The sequence below is a fragment of the Faecalibacterium butyricigenerans genome, assembly GCF_020687345.1.
GTDB classification, from domain to species: Bacteria; Bacillota; Clostridia; order Oscillospirales; family Ruminococcaceae; genus Faecalibacterium; species Faecalibacterium butyricigenerans.
Window position 1 is genome coordinate 1 of sequence record NZ_JAJEQL010000028.1, and the last position, 18,066, is coordinate 18,066.

General features: G+C 59.5%; 27 protein-coding genes. All 27 read right to left on the bottom strand.

The genetic code is table 11. The features are described from left to right. Positions 1-271: 271 nt before the first annotated feature. The 27 genes from LKD23_RS09900 to rplX all read right to left on the bottom strand — a co-directional run bounded on the left by LKD23_RS09900 (position 272) and on the right by rplX (position 18,057). The gene (locus LKD23_RS09900; RefSeq protein ID WP_227621503.1) at positions 272-784 is read right to left on the bottom strand and encodes a regulatory protein RecX; all 513 of its coding nucleotides are present in this window, start codon (positions 782-784) and stop codon (positions 272-274) included. Next, the gene (gene recA / locus LKD23_RS09905) at positions 785-1,969 is read right to left on the bottom strand and encodes a recombinase RecA (protein ID WP_227621504.1); all 1,185 of its coding nucleotides are present in this window, start codon (positions 1,967-1,969) and stop codon (positions 785-787) included. 129 nt (positions 1,970-2,098) lie between these two features. Then, entirely contained in the window at positions 2,099-3,034 is a 936-nt protein-coding gene (prmC, locus tag LKD23_RS09910; RefSeq protein ID WP_227621505.1) for a peptide chain release factor N(5)-glutamine methyltransferase, read from the bottom strand. After that, positions 3,028-3,978 (bottom strand): DUF1385 domain-containing protein, encoded by a 951-nt coding sequence (locus tag LKD23_RS09915; protein WP_227621506.1) that lies wholly within the window; start codon positions 3,976-3,978, stop codon positions 3,028-3,030. Before LKD23_RS09915 ends, prmC begins: the two co-directional genes overlap by 7 nt. 61 nt (positions 3,979-4,039) lie before the next feature. Next, positions 4,040-5,461 carry a sensor histidine kinase gene (locus tag LKD23_RS09920; protein ID WP_227621507.1) on the bottom strand — a complete coding sequence of 474 codons (1,422 nt, stop codon included), beginning with the start codon at positions 5,459-5,461 and terminating at the stop codon, positions 4,040-4,042. A 22-nt stretch (positions 5,462-5,483) separates the two neighbouring features. Beyond that, a complete protein-coding gene (locus LKD23_RS09925; RefSeq protein ID WP_227621508.1) occupies positions 5,484-6,185 on the bottom strand; it encodes a response regulator transcription factor in 702 nt (233 codons plus the stop codon). 105 nt (positions 6,186-6,290) lie between these two features. Next, positions 6,291-7,604: a hypothetical protein gene (locus tag LKD23_RS09930; RefSeq protein ID WP_227621509.1), complete on the bottom strand. Its 1,314-nt coding sequence runs from the start codon at positions 7,602-7,604 to the stop codon at positions 6,291-6,293. Positions 7,605-7,751: 147 nt separating this feature from the next. Continuing rightward, positions 7,752-8,093 carry a 50S ribosomal protein L17 gene (rplQ, locus tag LKD23_RS09935; protein ID WP_005934891.1) on the bottom strand — a complete coding sequence of 114 codons (342 nt, stop codon included), beginning with the start codon at positions 8,091-8,093 and terminating at the stop codon, positions 7,752-7,754. A gap of 26 nt (positions 8,094-8,119) precedes the next feature. Beyond that, the gene (locus LKD23_RS09940) at positions 8,120-9,076 is read right to left on the bottom strand and encodes a DNA-directed RNA polymerase subunit alpha (protein WP_015564649.1); all 957 of its coding nucleotides are present in this window, start codon (positions 9,074-9,076) and stop codon (positions 8,120-8,122) included. Between the two features lie 113 nt (positions 9,077-9,189). Further along, on the bottom strand, positions 9,190-9,792 hold the full coding sequence (gene rpsD, locus LKD23_RS09945) for a 30S ribosomal protein S4 (protein WP_015564648.1): 603 nt from the start codon (positions 9,790-9,792) through the stop codon (positions 9,190-9,192). Positions 9,793-9,812: 20 nt separating this feature from the next. Beyond that, the gene (rpsK, locus tag LKD23_RS09950) at positions 9,813-10,223 is read right to left on the bottom strand and encodes a 30S ribosomal protein S11 (RefSeq protein WP_005934894.1); all 411 of its coding nucleotides are present in this window, start codon (positions 10,221-10,223) and stop codon (positions 9,813-9,815) included. Positions 10,224-10,237: 14 nt separating this feature from the next. Further along, positions 10,238-10,609 (bottom strand): 30S ribosomal protein S13, encoded by a 372-nt coding sequence (gene rpsM / locus LKD23_RS09955; protein ID WP_015564647.1) that lies wholly within the window; start codon positions 10,607-10,609, stop codon positions 10,238-10,240. 82 nt (positions 10,610-10,691) lie between these two features. Beyond that, the gene (gene rpmJ / locus LKD23_RS09960; RefSeq protein ID WP_005921832.1) at positions 10,692-10,805 is read right to left on the bottom strand and encodes a 50S ribosomal protein L36; all 114 of its coding nucleotides are present in this window, start codon (positions 10,803-10,805) and stop codon (positions 10,692-10,694) included. A 35-nt stretch (positions 10,806-10,840) separates the two neighbouring features. Continuing rightward, on the bottom strand, positions 10,841-11,092 hold the full coding sequence (infA, locus tag LKD23_RS09965; RefSeq protein WP_227621510.1) for a translation initiation factor IF-1: 252 nt from the start codon (positions 11,090-11,092) through the stop codon (positions 10,841-10,843). A 161-nt stretch (positions 11,093-11,253) separates the two neighbouring features. Then, the gene (locus LKD23_RS09970) at positions 11,254-11,427 is read right to left on the bottom strand and encodes a hypothetical protein (protein WP_227621511.1); all 174 of its coding nucleotides are present in this window, start codon (positions 11,425-11,427) and stop codon (positions 11,254-11,256) included. A 39-nt stretch (positions 11,428-11,466) separates the two neighbouring features. After that, on the bottom strand, positions 11,467-12,258 hold the full coding sequence (map, locus tag LKD23_RS09975; protein WP_227621512.1) for a type I methionyl aminopeptidase: 792 nt from the start codon (positions 12,256-12,258) through the stop codon (positions 11,467-11,469). 3 nt (positions 12,259-12,261) lie between these two features. After that, positions 12,262-12,894, bottom strand: coding sequence for an adenylate kinase (locus LKD23_RS09980; RefSeq protein WP_227621513.1), 633 nt, complete (start codon positions 12,892-12,894; stop codon positions 12,262-12,264). Positions 12,895-13,050: 156 nt separating this feature from the next. Beyond that, the gene (gene secY, locus LKD23_RS09985) at positions 13,051-14,346 is read right to left on the bottom strand and encodes a preprotein translocase subunit SecY (RefSeq protein ID WP_227621514.1); all 1,296 of its coding nucleotides are present in this window, start codon (positions 14,344-14,346) and stop codon (positions 13,051-13,053) included. A 1-nt stretch (position 14,347) separates the two neighbouring features. Next, positions 14,348-14,788 carry a 50S ribosomal protein L15 gene (gene rplO, locus LKD23_RS09990; RefSeq protein ID WP_015564645.1) on the bottom strand — a complete coding sequence of 147 codons (441 nt, stop codon included), beginning with the start codon at positions 14,786-14,788 and terminating at the stop codon, positions 14,348-14,350. A gap of 18 nt (positions 14,789-14,806) precedes the next feature. After that, entirely contained in the window at positions 14,807-14,992 is a 186-nt protein-coding gene (gene rpmD / locus LKD23_RS09995) for a 50S ribosomal protein L30 (RefSeq protein WP_005921851.1), read from the bottom strand. A gap of 14 nt (positions 14,993-15,006) precedes the next feature. Further along, positions 15,007-15,507 (bottom strand): 30S ribosomal protein S5, encoded by a 501-nt coding sequence (gene rpsE, locus LKD23_RS10000; protein ID WP_227621515.1) that lies wholly within the window; start codon positions 15,505-15,507, stop codon positions 15,007-15,009. Between the two features lie 19 nt (positions 15,508-15,526). Further along, the gene (rplR, locus tag LKD23_RS10005; RefSeq protein ID WP_005934906.1) at positions 15,527-15,886 is read right to left on the bottom strand and encodes a 50S ribosomal protein L18; all 360 of its coding nucleotides are present in this window, start codon (positions 15,884-15,886) and stop codon (positions 15,527-15,529) included. An 18-nt stretch (positions 15,887-15,904) separates the two neighbouring features. Beyond that, positions 15,905-16,456: a 50S ribosomal protein L6 gene (gene rplF, locus LKD23_RS10010; RefSeq protein ID WP_227621516.1), complete on the bottom strand. Its 552-nt coding sequence runs from the start codon at positions 16,454-16,456 to the stop codon at positions 15,905-15,907. Positions 16,457-16,473: 17 nt separating this feature from the next. Beyond that, complete coding sequence (gene rpsH / locus LKD23_RS10015; RefSeq protein ID WP_005934908.1) at positions 16,474-16,872, bottom strand: 30S ribosomal protein S8; 399 nt, start codon at positions 16,870-16,872, stop codon at positions 16,474-16,476. 108 nt (positions 16,873-16,980) lie between these two features. Beyond that, positions 16,981-17,166, bottom strand: a complete 186-nt coding sequence (locus LKD23_RS10020) for a type Z 30S ribosomal protein S14 (RefSeq protein WP_005921866.1) — start codon at positions 17,164-17,166, stop codon at positions 16,981-16,983. A gap of 13 nt (positions 17,167-17,179) precedes the next feature. Beyond that, entirely contained in the window at positions 17,180-17,725 is a 546-nt protein-coding gene (rplE, locus tag LKD23_RS10025; RefSeq protein WP_015564641.1) for a 50S ribosomal protein L5, read from the bottom strand. A 17-nt stretch (positions 17,726-17,742) separates the two neighbouring features. Continuing rightward, positions 17,743-18,057 carry a 50S ribosomal protein L24 gene (rplX, locus tag LKD23_RS10030; protein WP_005934911.1) on the bottom strand — a complete coding sequence of 105 codons (315 nt, stop codon included), beginning with the start codon at positions 18,055-18,057 and terminating at the stop codon, positions 17,743-17,745. Between the last annotated feature and the right edge of the window lie 9 nt (positions 18,058-18,066).

An 18,066-nucleotide genomic window follows, 5' to 3' on the forward strand; every position in this document is an offset into this window, starting at 1 on the left:
AAACGTAACACCATCGGCGGAGCCGTAAACCGGAGAAGTACAAAAAATGCGTTTAGCGAAGCGGCTAGCATTTTTGTACTTCGACAACTCCTCCGGGATTATCAAGGGCGAGTAGCCCTTGATTCGTGCCTCCCGCGCCTCGAAAGTAGCGGGTGCTTTTCTGGTTCTCTTTTGGCACGCAAAAGAGAACTTAGCCTTACCGCAACAGCGATTTACCCCGCGCCACCAGCGCGCGAAGGATTTTCAGTTCTCTTTTGGCAGCAAAAGAGAACTAATCGTCCCCCTCTGCTCTCTTTATCGCCTCTTTGATGACCGGATACGCAAACCCCCGCCGGGCCAGCGCAGCCACAACAAGGTCTTTCCGCCCTGCGGCCAGCTTGCCGCGATACCGCCCCTCCACGAGGGCGGCGGCAGCTTCCAGCTCCGGGTTTTCGCCCGCTTCATCCGGGGCATAGACCTCTTCCAGCGCAGCAGAGATCTGCTGCGCGTCCAGCCCCTTCTGCCGCAGGTTCTGTGCGGCGGCGCGGCGGCTCTTGCGGGCAGCCAGCAGGCCGTGGGCGCGGGTCAGGGCATAGCGCTCGTCGTCCACATACTGCCGCTCCACCATCTCGGCCACCACAGCGGCGGCGGTGGGCTGGGTGAAGCGCCGCCCCAGCCGCTCATAGAGCTGGCCGGACGAAAGCTCCTGCCCGGCCAGAAGCTCCATCGCACGGGCGCGGGCCTTGGCGGCGTCGGTGGATTTTTCCTCCTCGGCCAGCGGACGGCCCCTTCTCGAAAAAGCCATTTAGTCTTCCACCATGATGTCCAGCTCGCTCTCGCTGCTGCGGGCCGGTGCTTTGACGACCGGCTCCTTGGAGGCGGAAGCGGTCTCGCCGCCCTCCTCCTTGTCCGCCGCAGCGGCAGCCTTGCCCACCGGACGGCGGGTGGCGTAGAGCTTATCCGCGTTGGCGCGGATCTGGCCCTCGATGTCGTTGGCGATCTCGGGGTTGTCCTTGAGGAACTGCTTGGCGTTGTCGCGGCCCTGACCCAGACGGATATCGCCGTAGTTGAACCACGCGCCGCTCTTCTGGACGATGCCCAGCTTGACGCCCACATCCAGCAGCTCGCTCATTTTGGAGATGCCCTCGCCGAACATGATGTCGAACTCGGCCTCACGGAACGGAGGCGCCACCTTGTTCTTGACGATCTTGGCGCGGGTATGGTTGCCGATAAACTGGCCGGAAGAGTCCTTCAGGCCCTCGACGCGGCGGATGTCGATGCGGACAGAGGAATAATACTTCAGTGCGCGGCCGCCGGTAGTGACTTCGGGGTTGCCGTAGACGATGCCCACCTTCTCACGCAGCTGGTTGATGAAGACGCAGACGGTGTTGGTCTTGCCGATGACGCTGGTGAGCTTGCGCATGGCTTGACTCATCAGACGTGCCTGCAGGCCGACGTGGCTGTCGCCCATCTCGCCCTCGATCTCGGCGCGGGGCACCATAGCGGCCACAGAGTCCACAACGATGGCGTCGATGGCACCGGAACGCACCAGCGCCTCGCAGATCTCCATCGCCTGCTCGCCGGTGTCGGGCTGGCTGACCAGCAGCTCGTCGATGTTGACGCCCAGCGCCGAGGCATAGGCCGGGTCAAGGGCGTGCTCGACGTCGATGAAGGCCACCTCGCCGCCCTTCTTCTGGGCCTCGGCGAGGATGTGGAGGGCCAGTGTGGTCTTACCGCTGGACTCCGGTCCGAACACCTCGATGATACGTCCGCGGGGCACACCGCCCACGCCCAGCGCGAGGTCGAGGCCGAGGCTGCCGGTAGAGATGGCGTCCACCTGCATGGCGGTGTTGTCGCCCAGCTTCATGATCGCGCCCTTACCAAACTGCTTTTCGATCTGGGCCAGCGCCGTTGCCAGCGCGTCCTTCTTTGCGCCCGGCTCCGTCTTCTGGGTGGCGGGGGCGACATTGTTGTTCTGATTTTTTGCCATAGCGTGCTGCTCCTTTATCGCTTTACCTGCGGGGTGCAGGCTGTGCTGTACCGATTCTTTCCTCTATAGTATATCACAGATTTCAGATATGACAACAGATAGTTGTAGATATTTTTTATTTTCTCACGCTTATTCTGCGCTGCGGGCCATTACGCAGCGGTCGTTGCCGCCAAAATCCTTCCGGCAGGTGATGTCCACCCAGCCGTTTGCTTCCAGCAGGGCTTCCACAGCCTCCCGCTGCTGCCAGCCGATCTCCAGCACCAGCGCACCGCCGGGGCGGAGGGCCTTCTGGTAGTGTTCCGCGATGGCCCTGTAAAATACGAGTCCGTCGTCCCCAGCCTCCAGCGCCATGGCCGGCTCTTTCGCCACCTCGGGCTGCAGCTCCCGCATCTCCTGCGCCGTCAGGTAGGGCGGATTGGAGACGATGAGGTCGAGCTGCCCGTCGGGCAGGGTCTGCCAGTAGGTAAAGAGGTCGCCTTCCACCGGCTCCGCAGCGCGGGCAGTCCGGAAGCCCCAGTCAAAGGCCGATGCCTCAAAGGGCGAAGCATCCAGCACATTTTCGGTGCTGCCGCCCTGCCCCTTCAGGGCCAGACGGGTGTTCTTTTCGAGGTAGACATAGGCCTCCGGGCTTTTTTCCACGCAGGTAACGACTGCCGCCGGGCAGAGCCGCTTGACGCCGAGGCCGAGACAGCCTGTTCCGGCGCAAAGATCCAGCACACGCGGCGTTTCCACGCCTGCCAGCATCCCGGCAGCAGCTTCGGCAACCACCTCGGTGTCGGCGCGGGGGCAGAGCACCCCCGGCCCCACGGCCAGCTCAAAGTCGAGGAAGGGCCAGCTGCCGCAGAGGTACTGTAAAGGCTCCCGGGCTGCGCGGCGGAGGGTCAGCGCCTCCAGTCTGGCCGCTTCGTCGGCGTCCAGCGGGCGGTCTGTGAGCCGGGCGTCCCGGCCTGTGGCCAGCCGGAACAGCTCCCGGGCGTCGAAGTCCGCGTCGGGACAGCCTGCCGCCGTCAGACGCTCTTCCACTTCCCGGACGGCGGCCCGGGGCAGCATCCCTTCGCTCACCATGTTCCGTCCTCCGGCTTTTCGGGCAAAACGGGCGTCACGGCTGCAATGGCCACCTCGATCATGCTGTCATCGGGTTCAAAGACGGTCAGCCGCTGCACCCAGAGACCGGGCTGGCGGATGATGCGGGTCGCGAGGTTATCCGAGCGGCCGCACCATTTCAGCAGCTCGTAGCTGATGCCCATGACCACAGGCAGAAGCAGCAGCTTGAAGACCACACGGAGGCTGGTGTTGCTCCACGGCAGGACACTGTAGAGAAAGACGCTGACGATGACCACCAGAATGAGGAAGCTGGTTCCGCAGCGGGGGTGGAAGCGGGTATACTTGCGGACATTCTCCACGGTCAGCTCGTCGCCGGCCTCGTAGCAGGCGATGGTCTTGTGCTCGGCACCGTGGTATTCGAAGACGCGATGGATCTCCTTCATCTTGGAGATGGCCACCATGTAGGTCAGAAAGATGGCGACCTTGAGCAACGCTTCGAGGATGACCTTCGGCCAGCGGGTCAGGACGACCACCTTGCCGAGACCGCCCACCAGCACCGTGGGCAGAACGGTGAAGAGCAGGATGGCGAACAGACCGCCCACAAGGGCCGCACCGGCCATCAGGATGTCTTCGGCCTTTTTGCCCAGATGCTCGCCCACCCATTTTTCGAAGGCGGACTCTTCCTCTTCGGCGTCGTACTCGTCGCCCATGCTCACCTGTGCGGAGTACATCATGTACCGGTAGCCGGTAATGAGGCTCTCGATCATCGAGATAGCGCCCCGCACAATGGGGATCTTTGCCCAGATGCCGTGTTTGGGGGTATCCTCGATCTTGGTCTCAATGGTGCCGTCCGGCTTGCGCACGGCGCAGCAGATCTGCTTCGGGCCGCGCATCATGATGCCCTCCATCAGGGCCTGACCGCCTACGCTGGTCTTGAAGCATTCCTTCTTGGGTTCGTGATTCATAAAATGGATTTCTCCTGTCCGTTTTTTAGCCTCTATCTTACCACATAAATGTGACAAAATCTTACTTTTTGTAGAGCGGCAGGCCCAGCGTCACCACAGTGCCCCGGCCCAGCGTGCTCTTGATGTCCATCGTGCCGTCGAGGGCGGTCATGATGGAGTCCACCAGTGCCAGACCGATGCCGCTGCCCCGCACCGAGTTGCTGCCCTTGTAGAACTTGGTCTTGACGTTTTCCAGATCTTCCGGCGGGATGCCCCGGCCCTGATCGAGTATCTCCACGAAGGCCTTGTACTCCCCGGCCCAGAGCTTGACGGTGATCCGTCCGCCGGGGGCAGAATATTTGATGGCGTTGTCCATGATGTTGATGAACACCTGCCGCAGTCGGTCGGGGTCGGCATAGACCGGGATCATCTCCTCCGGCTCATTGTACACCAACACAAGCCCCTCCCGCTGGATGCGGGCCTCGCAGAAGAGCACCGCGTCGGTCAGCTCCGCCACGAGGTCGAGGGGGCGGCAGGTCATCTTGAGGCGTCCGTTCTGCAAGCGGCTGAAATCCAGCAGCTCTTCCACCATGTTGTAGAGGCGGGCCGTCTCGTTGTTGATGATCTCGAGGCCCTTGCGGTAGTTCTCGTCCGAGGGGTCGTCCAGCGTGCGCAAGGTCTCCACCCAGCCTCGGATGGAGGTGAGCGGGGTGCGCAGCTCGTGGGAGACAGAGCTGATGAACTCGTTCTTCATCTTTTCTGTCTCCTCGAGACCCTCAGCCATCCGGTTGATGGTACCCCGCAGACGGTCCACCTCGTCCCGCTCGTCGCCGGTGACAGGCAGGCGAACGTCCAGCTCACCCCGGGCGATGCTGGCGGCAGTGCGCTCCACCTGCCCCAGCGGCACCACGATGCTCCGCACAAAATAGAGGCCCGACATGATGGTAAAGGCCAGCACCGCCGTGCCCATGATGAGGGCCACCACCGCCGTCCGCTTGAGCTGCTGCCCCACCAGCGTCAGGCTGGTGACGAGGCGCATCGCGGCCACATCCTCGGCGGCATAGGGCACGAGGCAGCAGGCCGCCATGACCATCTCGCCGCTCTGGGTGCGGTAGATGGCGACGCCCTGCCCGTCCATAGCCTCCTGCGCCTGTTCAAAGTCGGTGCTGGTCACGATGCCCTCCGCGTCGGTGCCGCTGGACGAGGCGATCACGCCGCCGTAGCTGTCCAGCAGCATGAACTCGTATTTGTCCTTGTCGGAGAACTGCTCCACCATCCGGCGCAGCGCCACGCTGCGGCTGGCGGCGGTCTTCTGGCTCGTCTCGCCGGTGTACATCTTGAGCTGGCCGGTGATGGACGAAAAGCGGCGGTACATGGTCTGCTGGACGCCGTTGTAGTAGCTGCGGGTGGTGCTGTAGAGGAACATGACCTCCACCAGCAGCACCAGCAGCACCGTAATGAGCAGACTGCCCTGCAGCCATCTCCGGGTAATGCCGCTTCGCATGGCCTTTTCTCCCTTTCCGTCCTTACTCCTCCCACCGATACCCATATCCCCACACCGTGAGGATATGGGCCGGGTGGCTGGGTTCATCCTCCACCTTCATCCGCAGACGGCGGATGTTCACGTCCACGATCTTGACGTCACCGAAGTAGTTCTCGCCCCAGACCCCTTTCAGGATGCGCTCCCGCACCAGCGCAACGCCGGGGTTGCGGAAGAACAGCTCCATGATCTGGAACTCCACCTGCGTCAGCTCGATGGGCTTGCCCGCCTTGAGCAGGACGCGGCGGTTCTCGTCCAGCACAAAGCTGCCGCTTACCAGCGAGACCGGGGCCTGCTCCCCCGCCGCCGTGCTGGCCGAACGGCCTACGCGGCGGCAGAGGGCCTCCACCCGGGCCAGCAGCTCGCTGACGCTGAAGGGCTTGGTCATATAGTCGTCGGCGCCGATGGACAGGCCGCGGATCTTGTCCTGCTCCTGCCCCTTGGCGCTCAGGATGATGATGCCGATCTTCTGGTCAGTGCGGCGGATGGTCTCGCAGAGCGAGAAGCCGTTCATGCCCGGCAGCATCACGTCCAGAATGGCCGCATCACAGCCCGGGCGCTGCTCCAACAGCGGCAGAGCCGCTTCGGCGCTGTCCGCCTCCACAGCCTCCATCCCGGCCAGACGCAGGTTCAGCGCGATCATCTCCCGGATGCTGGCTTCATCCTCTACTACCAGAACCTTGACCATTTATCGTTCCTCCGTTTCTCGCCCGCTCGCCTTGTGCGCAAGGCCCGGCATTTTACGAAAAATCATTTTTACTCCGTCAGCTTAGATCTGCCCGGCCTGAGAGGGCTAATTCAGCCGATACAGCGACCGGGAGAGCCGGTAATCCGGGTCCTCGATGGTCACATCCGGGCCGAGCTTTGCCTGCATCTGGCGGGACGCCACCACGCCGAGGCGGACCCAGCCCACCGCGCTCTCGCTGGAAGAGGCCATCCGGATGGTCAGCACCAGCTTATTCTCGTCCACTGTCCGCAGCTCCACGGCACCTTCCACCTCCGCGCTGTCGGTCAGCATCAGGTTGCCCTCCCACTCGATGGGCAGGGCGATATAGCAGCCCGTCTCCTCGTCCAGAAGGCCGAAGCTCTTCTCCGGCGCAGCGGCAGTGTAATCCATCCAGACGATGAAGTCCATCCGTCGGCTCTGGCTCATGTTCAGCAGGCCTGCCTCGTCGGGCTGGGTGGGGATCTCCACCGTGCCGTCGCCGTCCAGATCCCGGCTCACGAGGTTGGGTACGTTGCGCAGGGAGGCGTTGTACAGCTCCTCGCTGCTGATCTGAGATGCAGGCACCATCTGCTGGCTCTCCTCATCGAACCGCAGCAGCACCGAGGCCAGATTGTTGCCTGAGATGCCCGTCCAGCCATCCAGCACCAGATAGTGCCTGCCGTCCGCACCGAGTCCTGCCGCCACCGAGGCGCAGCCCGAGAATTTATCCCCCGACAGCGCCATCACGGCCACCTGCTGGAAACGTCCGTCCTTGTCCACGGTCAGCAGCTCGATCTGGACGCCGCTGCCCTCCTGCGTGGACATCAGGATCAGGTCTTCGTTGCCGCCGCCGGTGATGTCCTCCACAAGGTACTGCTCATAGGCCTGCTCGAGGATGGCCGACACCTCGCCGTTCTCGTAGGAATAGACCGCCAGATAACGATCCTCCTGCGAAGCCGTATAACCCACCACCAGCTGGGCCGTGCCGCCCGCCTGAAGCTGCGCCAGCCGGACATTGTCCACCGTGTCGGCGAGACCCTCTACCGTCTGGCTCACCTGCCAGCTGCCCTCGCTGTTCTTGCGCAGAAAGGCGACGCATACATTGGAGGTGAGGGCCGTGGTATAGAACACCGCCGCATCCTGCTGGCCGTCACCGTCAAAATCCTGTAGGACAAAGGGGGAAAGCAGGTCGCCCTGCATCGGGTATTTCAGCTGGGCGCTTTCCCCCAGCCAGTCGTTCAGGGCCGCTTGCAGCGCACCGTAATCGCCCGCAAGGCGGGGCGCGCGCAGCAGCTCCTCCACCTGTATCGTCTCCTGCATGGGGAAGCTGCACCCGGTCAGCAGCAGGCAGAGCGCCAGCGTCAGCGCCGCAGCCCGCAGCCATCCTTTGATTTTCAACATATCCCCTCCTGCCTGTGGAAATCTGCATACCATAACAGTATCAGTATATCACGCAAGGGGGACGATGCCAAGCGGCGAAAACAGAAAAAAGCCCTCTCCCGTCCGGGAAAGGGCTTTTTGATACTGATCTTATTCAGTCAGAGAAGCTTAGACAAGCTCCAGAACTGCCATCTCAGCAGCGTCGCCGCGGCGAGCGCCGATCTTGATGATGCGGGTGTAGCCGCCGTTGCGGTCAGCGTACTTGGGGCTGATCTCGTCAAACAGCTTCTTTGCAACATCTTCCTTGGTGATGTAGGCGTAGACCTGACGCTTGGTGTGCAGGTCGCTGGCCTTACCCAGGGTGATCATCTTCTCGGCCATGGAACGAACGTCCTTAGCGCGAGTGACAGTGGTCTCAATCTTGCCATTCTCTAACAGGTAGGTAACCATAGCGCGCATCATAGCGTTGCGGCTGTCGCTGGTTCTACCGAGCTTTCTGGTACCGGGCATCCCGTTTCACTCCTTAACTTAATTATTTACTCATCGTCTGTGTTCAGCTTGAAGCCGAGGGAGTCCAGCTTTGCCATGACTTCCTCGAGGCTCTTGCGGCCGAGGTTGCGAACCTTCATCATTTCGTCCTCGCTCTTGCTGACCAGATCCTCCACCGTGTTGATACCGGCGCGCTTGAGGCAGTTGAAGGAACGGACGCTCAAATCCAGCTCTTCGATGGTCATCTCCAGAGCCTTCTCCTTGTCGTCGTTGGTCTTCTCCACCATGATCTCAGCGCCAGCGGCCTCGTCGGACAGGTTGACGAACAGGTTCAGGTGCTCGGTCAGCACGCGGGCTGCCAGAGAAACGGCCTCCTGCGCATTGATCGTGCCATCGGTCCAAACCTCGATGGTCAGCTTGTCATAATCGATCGCCTGGCCCACACGGGTGCTCTCGACATTATAATTCACCTTGAGCACGGGGGTGTAAATGCTATCAACGGGAAGAGTGTTGATGTCATTCTTCTCGATGATGGCCTGTTTGTTGCGCTCAGCGGGCACATAGCCGCGACCCTTATCGAAGGTCAGCTCCATGACGAGCTTGCCGCCCTCGCCGAGGGTTGCGATGTGCCACTCAGGGTTCAGGATCTCAATATCATCGCCCTGTTTGATGTTGTCCGCAGTGACCTCACAGGGGCCGACTGCTTCAACACGCACTGTCTTCGGACCGTCGGTGTACAGCTTTGCAGCGATACCCTTCAGGTTCAGGACAATCTCGGTAACGTCTTCCTTGACGCCCTCAATGGTGGAGAACTCGTGAACCACGCCGTCGATCTTGACGCTGGTCACGGCGACACCGGGCAGAGAGGAAAGAAGCACACGACGCAGGCTGTTGCCCAGTGTGATGCCAAAACCACGCTCCAGCGGCTCTGCCACGAACTTGCCGTAGCGGCCGTCGGGAGACAGGCTTGCCGTTTCGATTTTGGGACGTTCAATCTCCATCATATCTATGCCCTCCTTGTCAAACCGATGTTGCCATCGGCCCATTATTAAATTCTTTCAAAGAAAAGAATGCGAAAACCGGCCATCCACATGAAAGGCCAGGCCTTCTTAATGGATTACTTGGAGTACAGCTCGACGATGAGGTGCTCTGCAACTTCGTAGTCGATGTCGCTGCGCTCGGGGAGCTTGTTGACGACGCCCTTCAGGGTGCCGGCCTCACGGTCCAGCCAAGAGGGCAGAGCCACGACGGGAGCCTCAGGGCCAGTCAGCTTAGCGAACTTAGCAGAGCTGCGGCTGGACTCACGGACCTCGATGACATCACCGGCCTTGATCAGGTAAGAGGGGATGTTGACCTTCTTGCCGTTGACGGTGAAGTGAGCGTGAGAGACCAGCTGACGAGCGTCGCGGCGGGTCTGAGCAAAGCCCAGACGGAACACGACGTTGTCCAGACGGCGCTCCATGAGCTGGAGCAGGTTCTCACCGGTCTTGCCGGGCATAGCCTCAGCCTTCAGGTAGGCGTTGTGGAACTGCTTCTCCAGCACGCCGTAGATGAACTTGACCTTCTGCTTCTCCTTCAGCTGAGTAGCGTACTCAGACTGCTTCTTGCGCATGTTGCCATTGGAGTTGCGGGTAGTATTCTTCTTTGCATAGCCCATGACCGCAGGAGAAATGCCCAGGGCCTTGCAACGCTTTGCGATAGGCTGCGTATTCTTTGCCATAATTCAGTTTCCTCCTTCGATCAGACACGACGGCGCTTCGGGGGACGGCAGCCGTTGTGGGGGATGGGAGTCACGTCCTTGATGAGGGTGACTTCCAGACCGGTGGCCTGAAGCGCACGGATAGCGGACTCACGGCCAGCGCCGGGGCCCTTGACGTAGACCTCAACGGTCTTCATGCCATGCTCGATAGCGACCTTGGCAGCAGTCTCGGCTGCAGACTGAGCTGCAAACGGAGTGCTCTTGCGGCTGCCGCGGAAGTTCAGGGAGCCAGAGGAGCACCAAGACACTGCATTGCCCTGCAGGTCGGTGATGGTGACGACAGTATTGTTGAACGTAGACTGGATGTGAGCCTGACCGGCTGCAATGTTCTTACGCTCTTTCCGCTTCATGCGGACGTTTGCGCCCTTCTTGGCGTTATTTGCACTTGCCATTTCTCAGAACCTCCTTACTTCTTCTTGTTAGCGACCGTGCGCTTCGGGCCCTTGCAGGTACGTGCATTGGTCTTGGTGCGCTGGCCACGGCAGGGCAGATTCTTACGATGGCGAGTGCCACGGAAGGACTGGATCTCAACCAGGCGCTTGATGTCCAGAGCGACGTTACGACGCAGGTCGCCCTCGACGATGATGTTAGCCTGATCGATGTAGTCACGGATCTTAGCCTCTTCTTCCAGAGTCAGGTCCTTGACGCGGGTATCGGGGTTGATACCAGTAGCTGCCAGAATCTTGTTGGCAGTGGTCTGACCGATACCGTAAACGTAGGTGAGACCCACCTGAACGCGCTTCTCGCGGGGCAGGTCAACGCCGGCAATACGTGCCATAGTAGTTTTCCTCCAAAATCATCCCATGTCAGTGTCGGGGTCTGCGCCGGGACTCTACGCACTTGACCCCCAGGCGCCCGAATTAGCCCTGGCGCTGCTTATGCTTGGGGTTCTGGCAGATGACCATCACGCGGCCTTTGCGGCGGATGACCTTGCACTTTTCGCAGATGGGTTTCACGGAAGGCTTGACCTTCATGATGTTGAACCTCCTTTTGGTTGATACCCTGACGCTTATTTGGAGCGCCAGGTGATGCGGCCCTTCGACAGGTCGTAGGGCGACATTTCCACGGTTACCTTGTCCCCGGGCAGGATACGGATGAAATTGGTCCGCAGCTTGCCGGAGATGTGCGCTAAGAGGATGTGACCACTGGGAGCAAGCTTCCCGGTGTTCTTGTCCTCGCTCAACATTTCCACCTTGAAGATGGCGTTGGGCATGGCTTCACGCACGATGCCTTCGATCTCGATGACGTCTTCTTTAGACAAGCTAATTGCCTCCTCATTTGGATCTGCTCAGTTTGTCGTGTTGGGACGGACAGGCGGCGATGAAAGCCACATACTTCTTCTCCTGCGGCACGAAATCCGCAAAGTGGGCAGAAAATCCCTGTCCACCGAGAAAGCATCTGGCTGCCACGGCCATTTATAGATTATACACCTTTTGCATCCATTTTGCAAGTGGTTTTTTCCGTATTTCCGATAAAAATTTCTTGCTTTTTCAAAACAGTCTTTTTCCGCCCCCTGCATTGCCATTTCCACCGTGAAGATGAATCTTTTTCACCAAAAGTTGTCAGAATTGCATAAATGGCGTCCTGCAAAACCAAAAAAGACCTCCCCTTTCAGGGAGGTCTCGGCCTCAGTGCTTACTTGAAGCTGAAGGTGCTCGGGTCAAAATCGGGATCATCCCAGCTCTTGGTCATGATATCGGTGTGGTCCTTCAGGATGGCGATGGAATGCTCGAAGTGAGCCGCCAGACCGCCGTCCTTGGTCTTGACCGTCCAGCCGTCGCTCAGCTGCTTGATCTTGTAGTCGTACTGGCAGATCATCGGCTCGATGGCGATGGTCATGCCGGGCACGAGGCGGGGGCCGCGGCCCTGATGGCCGTAGTTCGGCACCTCGGGGTCCTCGTGCAGCTCCCGGCCGGTGCCGTGGCCCACGAACTCGCGGACCACGGAGAAGCCTGCGTCCTCGCAGTAGCTCTGGACGGCATAGCCGATGTCACCGATGCGGTTGCCGGCCACGGCCTGTTCGATGCCCTTGTACAGAGCAGCCTTGGTGACGTCCAACAGACGCTGGGCCTCGAGGTCGATCTTGCCCACCCCATAGGTGCAGGCGTTGTCGCCGTTGAAGCCGTCCACCTTTGCGCCGGTGTCGATGCTCACGATGTCACCCGGACGGATGACGATGTCATGCGAAGGGATACCATGGATGATGGTATCGTTCAAACTGATGCAGGCCGTTCCGGGGAAGCCGTACAGACCCTTGAAGTTGGGGATGCCGCCATGCTTCACGATGAAGTCATAGATCAGCTTATCCAGCTCCCAAGTGGTCATGCCTGCCTCGATATGCTCACCACCGTATTTCAGGGCAGCTGCGCTCAGAGCATTTGCCTTGCGCATACCGTCCAGCTCTTTCGCATTCTTGATCTGAATCACTTTTTATGCCTCCAAAGCCTTCATGATCTCTGCCGTGGTCGCCTCGATGGAGTCACTGAAGGGGATGACAGCCAGCTTGCCGCGCTGACGGTAGAAGTCCACCAGCGGCTCGGTCTGCTCGTGGTATGCCTTCAGTCGATCCAGCACGGTGGCGGGCTGGTCGTCCTTGCGGATGACGAGCTTGCCGCCGCAGCAGTCGCACACGCCCTCGACCTTGCTCTTCTTGTTGACGATGTGGTAGCTTGCGCCGCACTTCTCGCAGACGCGGCGGCCGCCCATCCGCTCAACGATGACATTGTCGGCAACGGACAGCTCCAGCACCTTGTCGATGCGGATGCCCATCTTCTCGATGGCCTCTGCCTGCGCGATGGTGCGGGGCACACCGTCCAGAATGAAGCCGTTGGCGCAGTCAGCCTCGGACAGACGCTCCTTCAGGATGCCGATGATGACCTCATCGGGGACCAGTGCGCCGGCATCCATAAAGCTCTTGGCCTTCAGGCCCATCTCGGTGCCGTCCTTGACGGCGGCGCGGAGGATGTTGCCCGTGCTGATGGCGGGGATGTTCAGTTTTGCGCAGATGATCTCAGCCTGCGTACCTTTGCCTGCGCCGGGAGCGCCCAACAGAATCAGATTCATAGAAATTTCTCCTCTCCTTATTTAAAGGATGGTTTTTTCTTCGAGTCCGCCGCGGTTTGGAGCCGCTAACGGCTCACCAAAGCAAAAAAGCACTGAAAAGTCCGAGCATGCTCTCCTTTCCAGTGCTTTCTTACATCAGTGCTTATTCTTTACAGATCAGCCGAGGAAGCCCTTGTGGCTGCGCATCGTCATGAAGCTGTCGAGGCTGCGGGTGGTATCGAGTGCCACACCGACCACGATCAGCAGGCTGGTACCGCCCAGCTGGATGCTCATACCGGTCAGGTTGCCCAGAACGATCGGCAGTACAGCCACCACAGCGAGGAAGATCGCGCCGATGAGGGTGATCTTGTTCAGCGTGCGGGTGATGAAATCGCTGGTCGGCTTGCCGGGACGGAAGCCGGGGATCGAGCCGTTGTTGCGGCGCAAATTGTTGGCGATTTCAACGGGGTTGTACTGGATGGCCACATAGAAGTAGTTGAAGGCCAGGATCAGCAGCAGGTAGATGACGACGTAAAGCGGCGACGTATAGTTGAAGGTACGGAAGAATGCGTACCAGAACGGATGCGCAGCCTGGTCGACCTGCAGGAAGCTGCCGATCGTGCCCGGGATCGAGACCAGAGCGGAAGCGAAGATGATGGGCATGACGCCGCTCATGTTCAGCTTCAGCGGCAGGTAGCTGTTCTGCCCGCCCATCTGCTTGCGGCCCACCACGCGCTTGGCGTACTGGATGGTGATGCGGCGCTCAGCGTTCGTCATAATGACGATGAACACGATCACGACCAGTGCCAGAACGAGCAGCAGGGGCAGGAAGATGTAGAACTGGCTCTCGCCTGCGGCAGCACGGGTCAGGAGACCCGCCACCGTGGTGTAGAGAGAGGACCAGTTGGAAACGATCGAAGAGAAGATCAGAAGGGACAGGCCGTTGCCAATGCCCTTGTCATCGATCTGCTCGCCGCACCAGGTGATCAGCTGAGCACCTGCGGTGAAGGTGGCGATGATGACCACGGCGGTAAAGATACCAGCCGCGCCGGAAGTGTACTTCAGTGCGCCCATGTTACGGACCACAAAGTAGTAGCCGAGGCTCATGATCAGAGCGATGATGCCGCCGGCGTACCGGGTGATCTGCTGCAGCTTCTGCTGGCCGTCCGGTTCCTTCGCAATGTTTTCCAGCGAGGGGATGGCCACCGTGAGCAGCTGCACGATGATGGATGCGTTGATATAGGGTGTCACACCTAACGCGAAGAGCGTGCACCGGGACAATGCGCCGCCGCTCATCATATCAAGATATGCGAGCATATTGCCGTTCGAGAACATCTGCGTCAGCGCAGAGCCGGTCACGAAGGGCACCGGGATAGCACAGCCCAAACGGTACACCACGAGGATCGCCAGCGTGAACAGGAGACGATTTTTAAGCTCGGGGATCTTCCATGCGTTACGGAATGTCTGGAACACCTTACATCACCTCAGCCTTTCCGCCTGCCTTCTCGATTTTCTCTTTGGCAGAAGCGGAATAGGCTGCGGCCTTGACGGTCAGAGCCTTGGTCAGCTCGCCGTTGCCCAGGACCTTAACGCCGTCCAGGGTCTTCTTGACCAGACCCTTTGCCTTCAGAGCCTCGGTGTCGACGACTTCGCCGGCCTCGAAAGCTGCCTCCAGATCGGCCACGTTGACGATGGCGTACTGGGTGGCAAAGATGTTGTTAAAGCCGACCTTCGGCAGACGGCGTGCCAGAGGCATCTGGCCGCCCTCGAAACCAGCGTGCTTCACGCCGGAACGGGCCTTCTGGCCCTTGCTGCCAAAACCGGCAGTCTTGCCATTGCCGGAGCCAATGCCGCGGCCCTTGCGGGTCACAGCCTTGTTTGCGCCGGGAATCGCGTGCAGTTCATGAAGTTTCATTATGCGTATCCCCCCTGATTAGGCTTCGGTGACGCTGAGCAGGAAGCCGATCTTAGCGATCTTGCCCTGCGTAGCGGCATTGTCAGGCTGAACGGTAACGTCGCCCGGCTTCTTCAGGCCCAGAGCCTCAGCGGTAGCGATCTGCTTCGCGCCGCGGCCGATCAGGCTCTTCTTCAGCTCGATCTTGAGCATCTTATCTGCCATGGTTTGTTACCTCCTTAACCCAGAATTTCTTTCACGGTCTTGCCGCGCTTCTCAGCAACAGACTCTGCGCTGACCAGGCCGCACAGACCTGCGAAGGTAGCAGACACAACATTGATGGGGTTGTTGGAACGCATAGACTTCGCACGAATGTCCTTGATGCCGGCAGCCTCGATGACGGCACGCACAGGGCCGCCAGCGATCATGCCGGTACCAGCGGCAGCCGGCTTCAGCAGGACTGCACCTGCGCCGTACTTACCGACGATCTCATGGGGGATGGTGGTGCCCTTCAGGGCAACCTTGCGCATGTTCTTCTTGGCAGCAGCCTCGCCCTTGCGGATTGCCTCAGGCACTTCGCCGGACTTGCCGATGCCGTAACCGATGGTGCCCTTGCCGTCGCCCACAACGACCAGAGCGGCAAACTTCATGATGCGGCCGCCCTTGACAGTCTTGGAAACGCGGTTGATGGAGACAACCTTGGTGATCATGCCGTCGTCTTCACGGTTTCTCATAGCCATAATGTGTTTCCTCCTCTCATTACAGCTTCAGGCCGCCCTCACGGGCGCCATCAGCCAGGGCCTTAACACGGCCATGATAAACGTAACCGCCACGGTCGAAAACGACCTCGGTGATGCCCTTTTCCAGAGCCTTTGCTGCGACCTTCTTGCCGATCTCAGCAGCGGCCTCGACGTTGCCGCCGAAACCGTTGAAGTCCTTGTCCATAGTGGACGCCGACACCAGAGTAACGCCCTGCTCATCGTCGATGATCTGAGCGTAGATGTGCTTGGCGGAGCGGAAAACATCCAGGCGAGGACGTGCTGCGGTGCCGCTGATCTTGTTACGAACGCGGCGATGACGACGAAGACGAGCTTCGTTCTTGTCGATCTGCTTAACCATTGTCTTTCACTCCTTACCTTATTTCTTGCCCTTGCCGGCCTTGCCTTCTTTGTGCTTGACAACCTCGCCCTCGTAGCGGATGCCCTTGCCCTTGTAAGGCTCGGGCGGCTTCTTGGCGCGGATCTCGGCAGCATACTGGCCGACCTTCTGCTTATCGATACCGGTAACAGTGAAGTGGTTGGGGTCCTGCCACACGATGGTGCAATCCTCAGTATCGGGGATATTCACCTGATGAGAGAAGCCCAGGTTCATCACAAGGTTGGAGCCCTGCTTCTGGCAGCGCAGGCCGACGCCCACGATCTCCAGCTTCTTCTCGTAGCCGTGGACAACACCGTTCACCATGTTGGCGATGTTGCTGCGGGTCAGGCCGTGCAGGCTGCGGGCCTCGGGTTCGTCATTGGGGCGGGTAACCAAAACCTCATTGCCCTCGACCTTGACGGTCATGAGGGGATGATAGTTGGAATTCAGGCTGCCCTTGGGGCCCTTGACGGCGACGGTGTGTGCTGCCTCATCGACAGTGACCGTAACGCCGGCAGGAATGACGATGGGTTTTCTTCCAATTCTCGACATTGTCTTTTACCCCTTTCTTACCACACAAAGGCCAGGACCTCGCCGCCAACGTGCGCAGCACGAGCAGCCTTATCGGTCATGATGCCCTTAGAGGTGGAAATGATTGCGGTGCCCAGGCCCTTCATGACCTTCGGCATATCCTCGCAGTTGGTGTAGATGCGCAGGCCGGGCTTGGACACACGGCGCAGGCCGGCGATAACAGGCTCGCCGTTTGCCTGATACTTCAGGGTGACAACGATGGTGCCCTGAACAGTGTCGTTCTTCACCTGCATGCCCTTGATGTAGCCCTCGTCAACCAGAATCTGGCAGATAGCCTTCTTCATGTTGGAAGCGGGGATCTCCACAGAAGGGTGTTTGGCAGTGCTAGCGTTGCGGATGCGAGTCAGCAGGTCCGCGATAGGATCAGTAATCTGCATTTGCCACTAACCTCCTTAGATTAGCTCTCATTTGTTTTATAATGATACCGCCCCGAAACATCGTTGCCCCGGGGCGGAATCCGACTTGTTATCCAGCCCTTGGATGAATTACCAAGAAGCCTTCTTCACGCCCGGGATCTCGCCCTTGTAGGCCAGCTCACGGAAGCACACACGGCACACGCCGTACTTGCGCAGCACGGAGTGGGGGCGGCCGCAGATGCGGCAGCGGGTGTATGCACGGGTAGAGAACTTAGCAGGACGAGACTGCTTGAGCTTCATAGACAGTTTAGCCATTGTAATCTCCTCCTTAGTTATTCTCAGCGAACGGAGCGCCCAGAGCCTTCAGCAGCTCCTTGCCCTCTTCGTCGGTCTTAGCGGTGGTAACGAAGCAGACATCCATGCCGCGGACTGCATCGACCTTCTCGAAGTCGATCTCGGGGAAGATGATCTGCTCCTTGATGCCGCATGCAAAGTTGCCGCGACCGTCAAAACCGTTGCCGTTGATGCCGCGGAAGTCGCGGACACGGGGCAGTGCGATGTTGAAGAAACGATCGACGAACTCGTACATACGCTCACCACGCAGGGTGACCTTGCAGCCGATGGGGGTGCCCTGACGCAGCTTGAAGTTAGCGACGCTCTTCTTGGCACGGCAGACGACTGCCTTCTGGCCAGTGATCTGGCCCAGATCCTTCATGACAGCCTCAAGGATCTTCTCGTTGTCCTTAGCTTCGCCGCAGGCAACATTGATGACGACCTTGTCCAGCTTGGGGATCTGCATAACGCTCTTGTAACCGAACTTCTTGTTCAGAGCAGGAGCAATTTCATTGACATACTGTTCTTTCAAACGAGCCATTGTTCCTTACTCCTTTCTTACAGCTCAGCGCCGCACTTCTTGCAGACGCGGACCATCTTACCGTCCTTCTCGACGTGGCCCACGCGCACAGCCTTGCCGCACTTGGGGCAGATGGGCATGACCTTGGATGCGTACATTGCACCCTCAGCCTTGACGATGCCGCCCTGCTCGCCCTGACGACGGGGCTTGACGTGCTTGGTAACCATGTTCTGGCCCTCAACGATGACCTTGTTCTCAGAGGGGCTGACCTGCAGGACCTTACCAGTGTGGCCCTTGTCCTTGCCGCTGATGATCATTACGTTGTCGCCGGTTTTAACATGAAGATTATTCATTTTTAAAAC

Excerpts from the sequence above, each read along its gene's own strand:
- LKD23_RS09900 (WP_227621503.1), bottom strand. The coding sequence starts at position 784 with ATGGCTTTTTCGAGAAGGGGCCGTCCGCTGGCCGAGGAGGAAAAATCC.
- recA (WP_227621504.1), bottom strand. The coding sequence starts at position 1,969 with ATGGCAAAAAATCAGAACAACAATGTCGCCCCCGCCACCCAGAAGACG.
- prmC (WP_227621505.1), bottom strand. The coding sequence starts at position 3,034 with ATGGTGAGCGAAGGGATGCTGCCCCGGGCCGCCGTCCGGGAAGTGGAA.
- LKD23_RS09915 (WP_227621506.1), bottom strand. The coding sequence starts at position 3,978 with ATGAATCACGAACCCAAGAAGGAATGCTTCAAGACCAGCGTAGGCGGT.
- LKD23_RS09920 (WP_227621507.1), bottom strand. The coding sequence starts at position 5,461 with ATGCGAAGCGGCATTACCCGGAGATGGCTGCAGGGCAGTCTGCTCATT.
- LKD23_RS09925 (WP_227621508.1), bottom strand. The coding sequence starts at position 6,185 with ATGGTCAAGGTTCTGGTAGTAGAGGATGAAGCCAGCATCCGGGAGATG.
- LKD23_RS09930 (WP_227621509.1), bottom strand. The coding sequence starts at position 7,604 with ATGTTGAAAATCAAAGGATGGCTGCGGGCTGCGGCGCTGACGCTGGCG.
- rplQ (WP_005934891.1), bottom strand. The coding sequence starts at position 8,093 with ATGCCCGGTACCAGAAAGCTCGGTAGAACCAGCGACAGCCGCAACGCT.
- LKD23_RS09940 (WP_015564649.1), bottom strand. The coding sequence starts at position 9,076 with ATGATGGAGATTGAACGTCCCAAAATCGAAACGGCAAGCCTGTCTCCC.
- rpsD (WP_015564648.1), bottom strand. The coding sequence starts at position 9,792 with ATGGCAAAGAATACGCAGCCTATCGCAAAGCGTTGCAAGGCCCTGGGC.
- rpsK (WP_005934894.1), bottom strand. The coding sequence starts at position 10,223 with ATGGCAAGTGCAAATAACGCCAAGAAGGGCGCAAACGTCCGCATGAAG.
- rpsM (WP_015564647.1), bottom strand. The coding sequence starts at position 10,609 with ATGGCACGTATTGCCGGCGTTGACCTGCCCCGCGAGAAGCGCGTTCAG.
- rpmJ (WP_005921832.1), bottom strand. The coding sequence starts at position 10,805 with ATGAAGGTCAAGCCTTCCGTGAAACCCATCTGCGAAAAGTGCAAGGTC.
- LKD23_RS09980 (WP_227621513.1), bottom strand. The coding sequence starts at position 12,894 with ATGAATCTGATTCTGTTGGGCGCTCCCGGCGCAGGCAAAGGTACGCAG.
- rplO (WP_015564645.1), bottom strand. The coding sequence starts at position 14,788 with ATGAAACTTCATGAACTGCACGCGATTCCCGGCGCAAACAAGGCTGTG.
- rpmD (WP_005921851.1), bottom strand. The coding sequence starts at position 14,992 with ATGGCAGATAAGATGCTCAAGATCGAGCTGAAGAAGAGCCTGATCGGC.
- rpsE (WP_227621515.1), bottom strand. The coding sequence starts at position 15,507 with ATGGCTATGAGAAACCGTGAAGACGACGGCATGATCACCAAGGTTGTC.
- rplR (WP_005934906.1), bottom strand. The coding sequence starts at position 15,886 with ATGGTTAAGCAGATCGACAAGAACGAAGCTCGTCTTCGTCGTCATCGC.
- rplF (WP_227621516.1), bottom strand. The coding sequence starts at position 16,456 with ATGTCGAGAATTGGAAGAAAACCCATCGTCATTCCTGCCGGCGTTACG.
- rpsH (WP_005934908.1), bottom strand. The coding sequence starts at position 16,872 with ATGCAGATTACTGATCCTATCGCGGACCTGCTGACTCGCATCCGCAAC.
- LKD23_RS10020 (WP_005921866.1), bottom strand. The coding sequence starts at position 17,166 with ATGGCTAAACTGTCTATGAAGCTCAAGCAGTCTCGTCCTGCTAAGTTC.
- rplE (WP_015564641.1), bottom strand. The coding sequence starts at position 17,725 with ATGGCTCGTTTGAAAGAACAGTATGTCAATGAAATTGCTCCTGCTCTG.
- rplX (WP_005934911.1), bottom strand. The coding sequence starts at position 18,057 with ATGAATAATCTTCATGTTAAAACCGGCGACAACGTAATGATCATCAGC.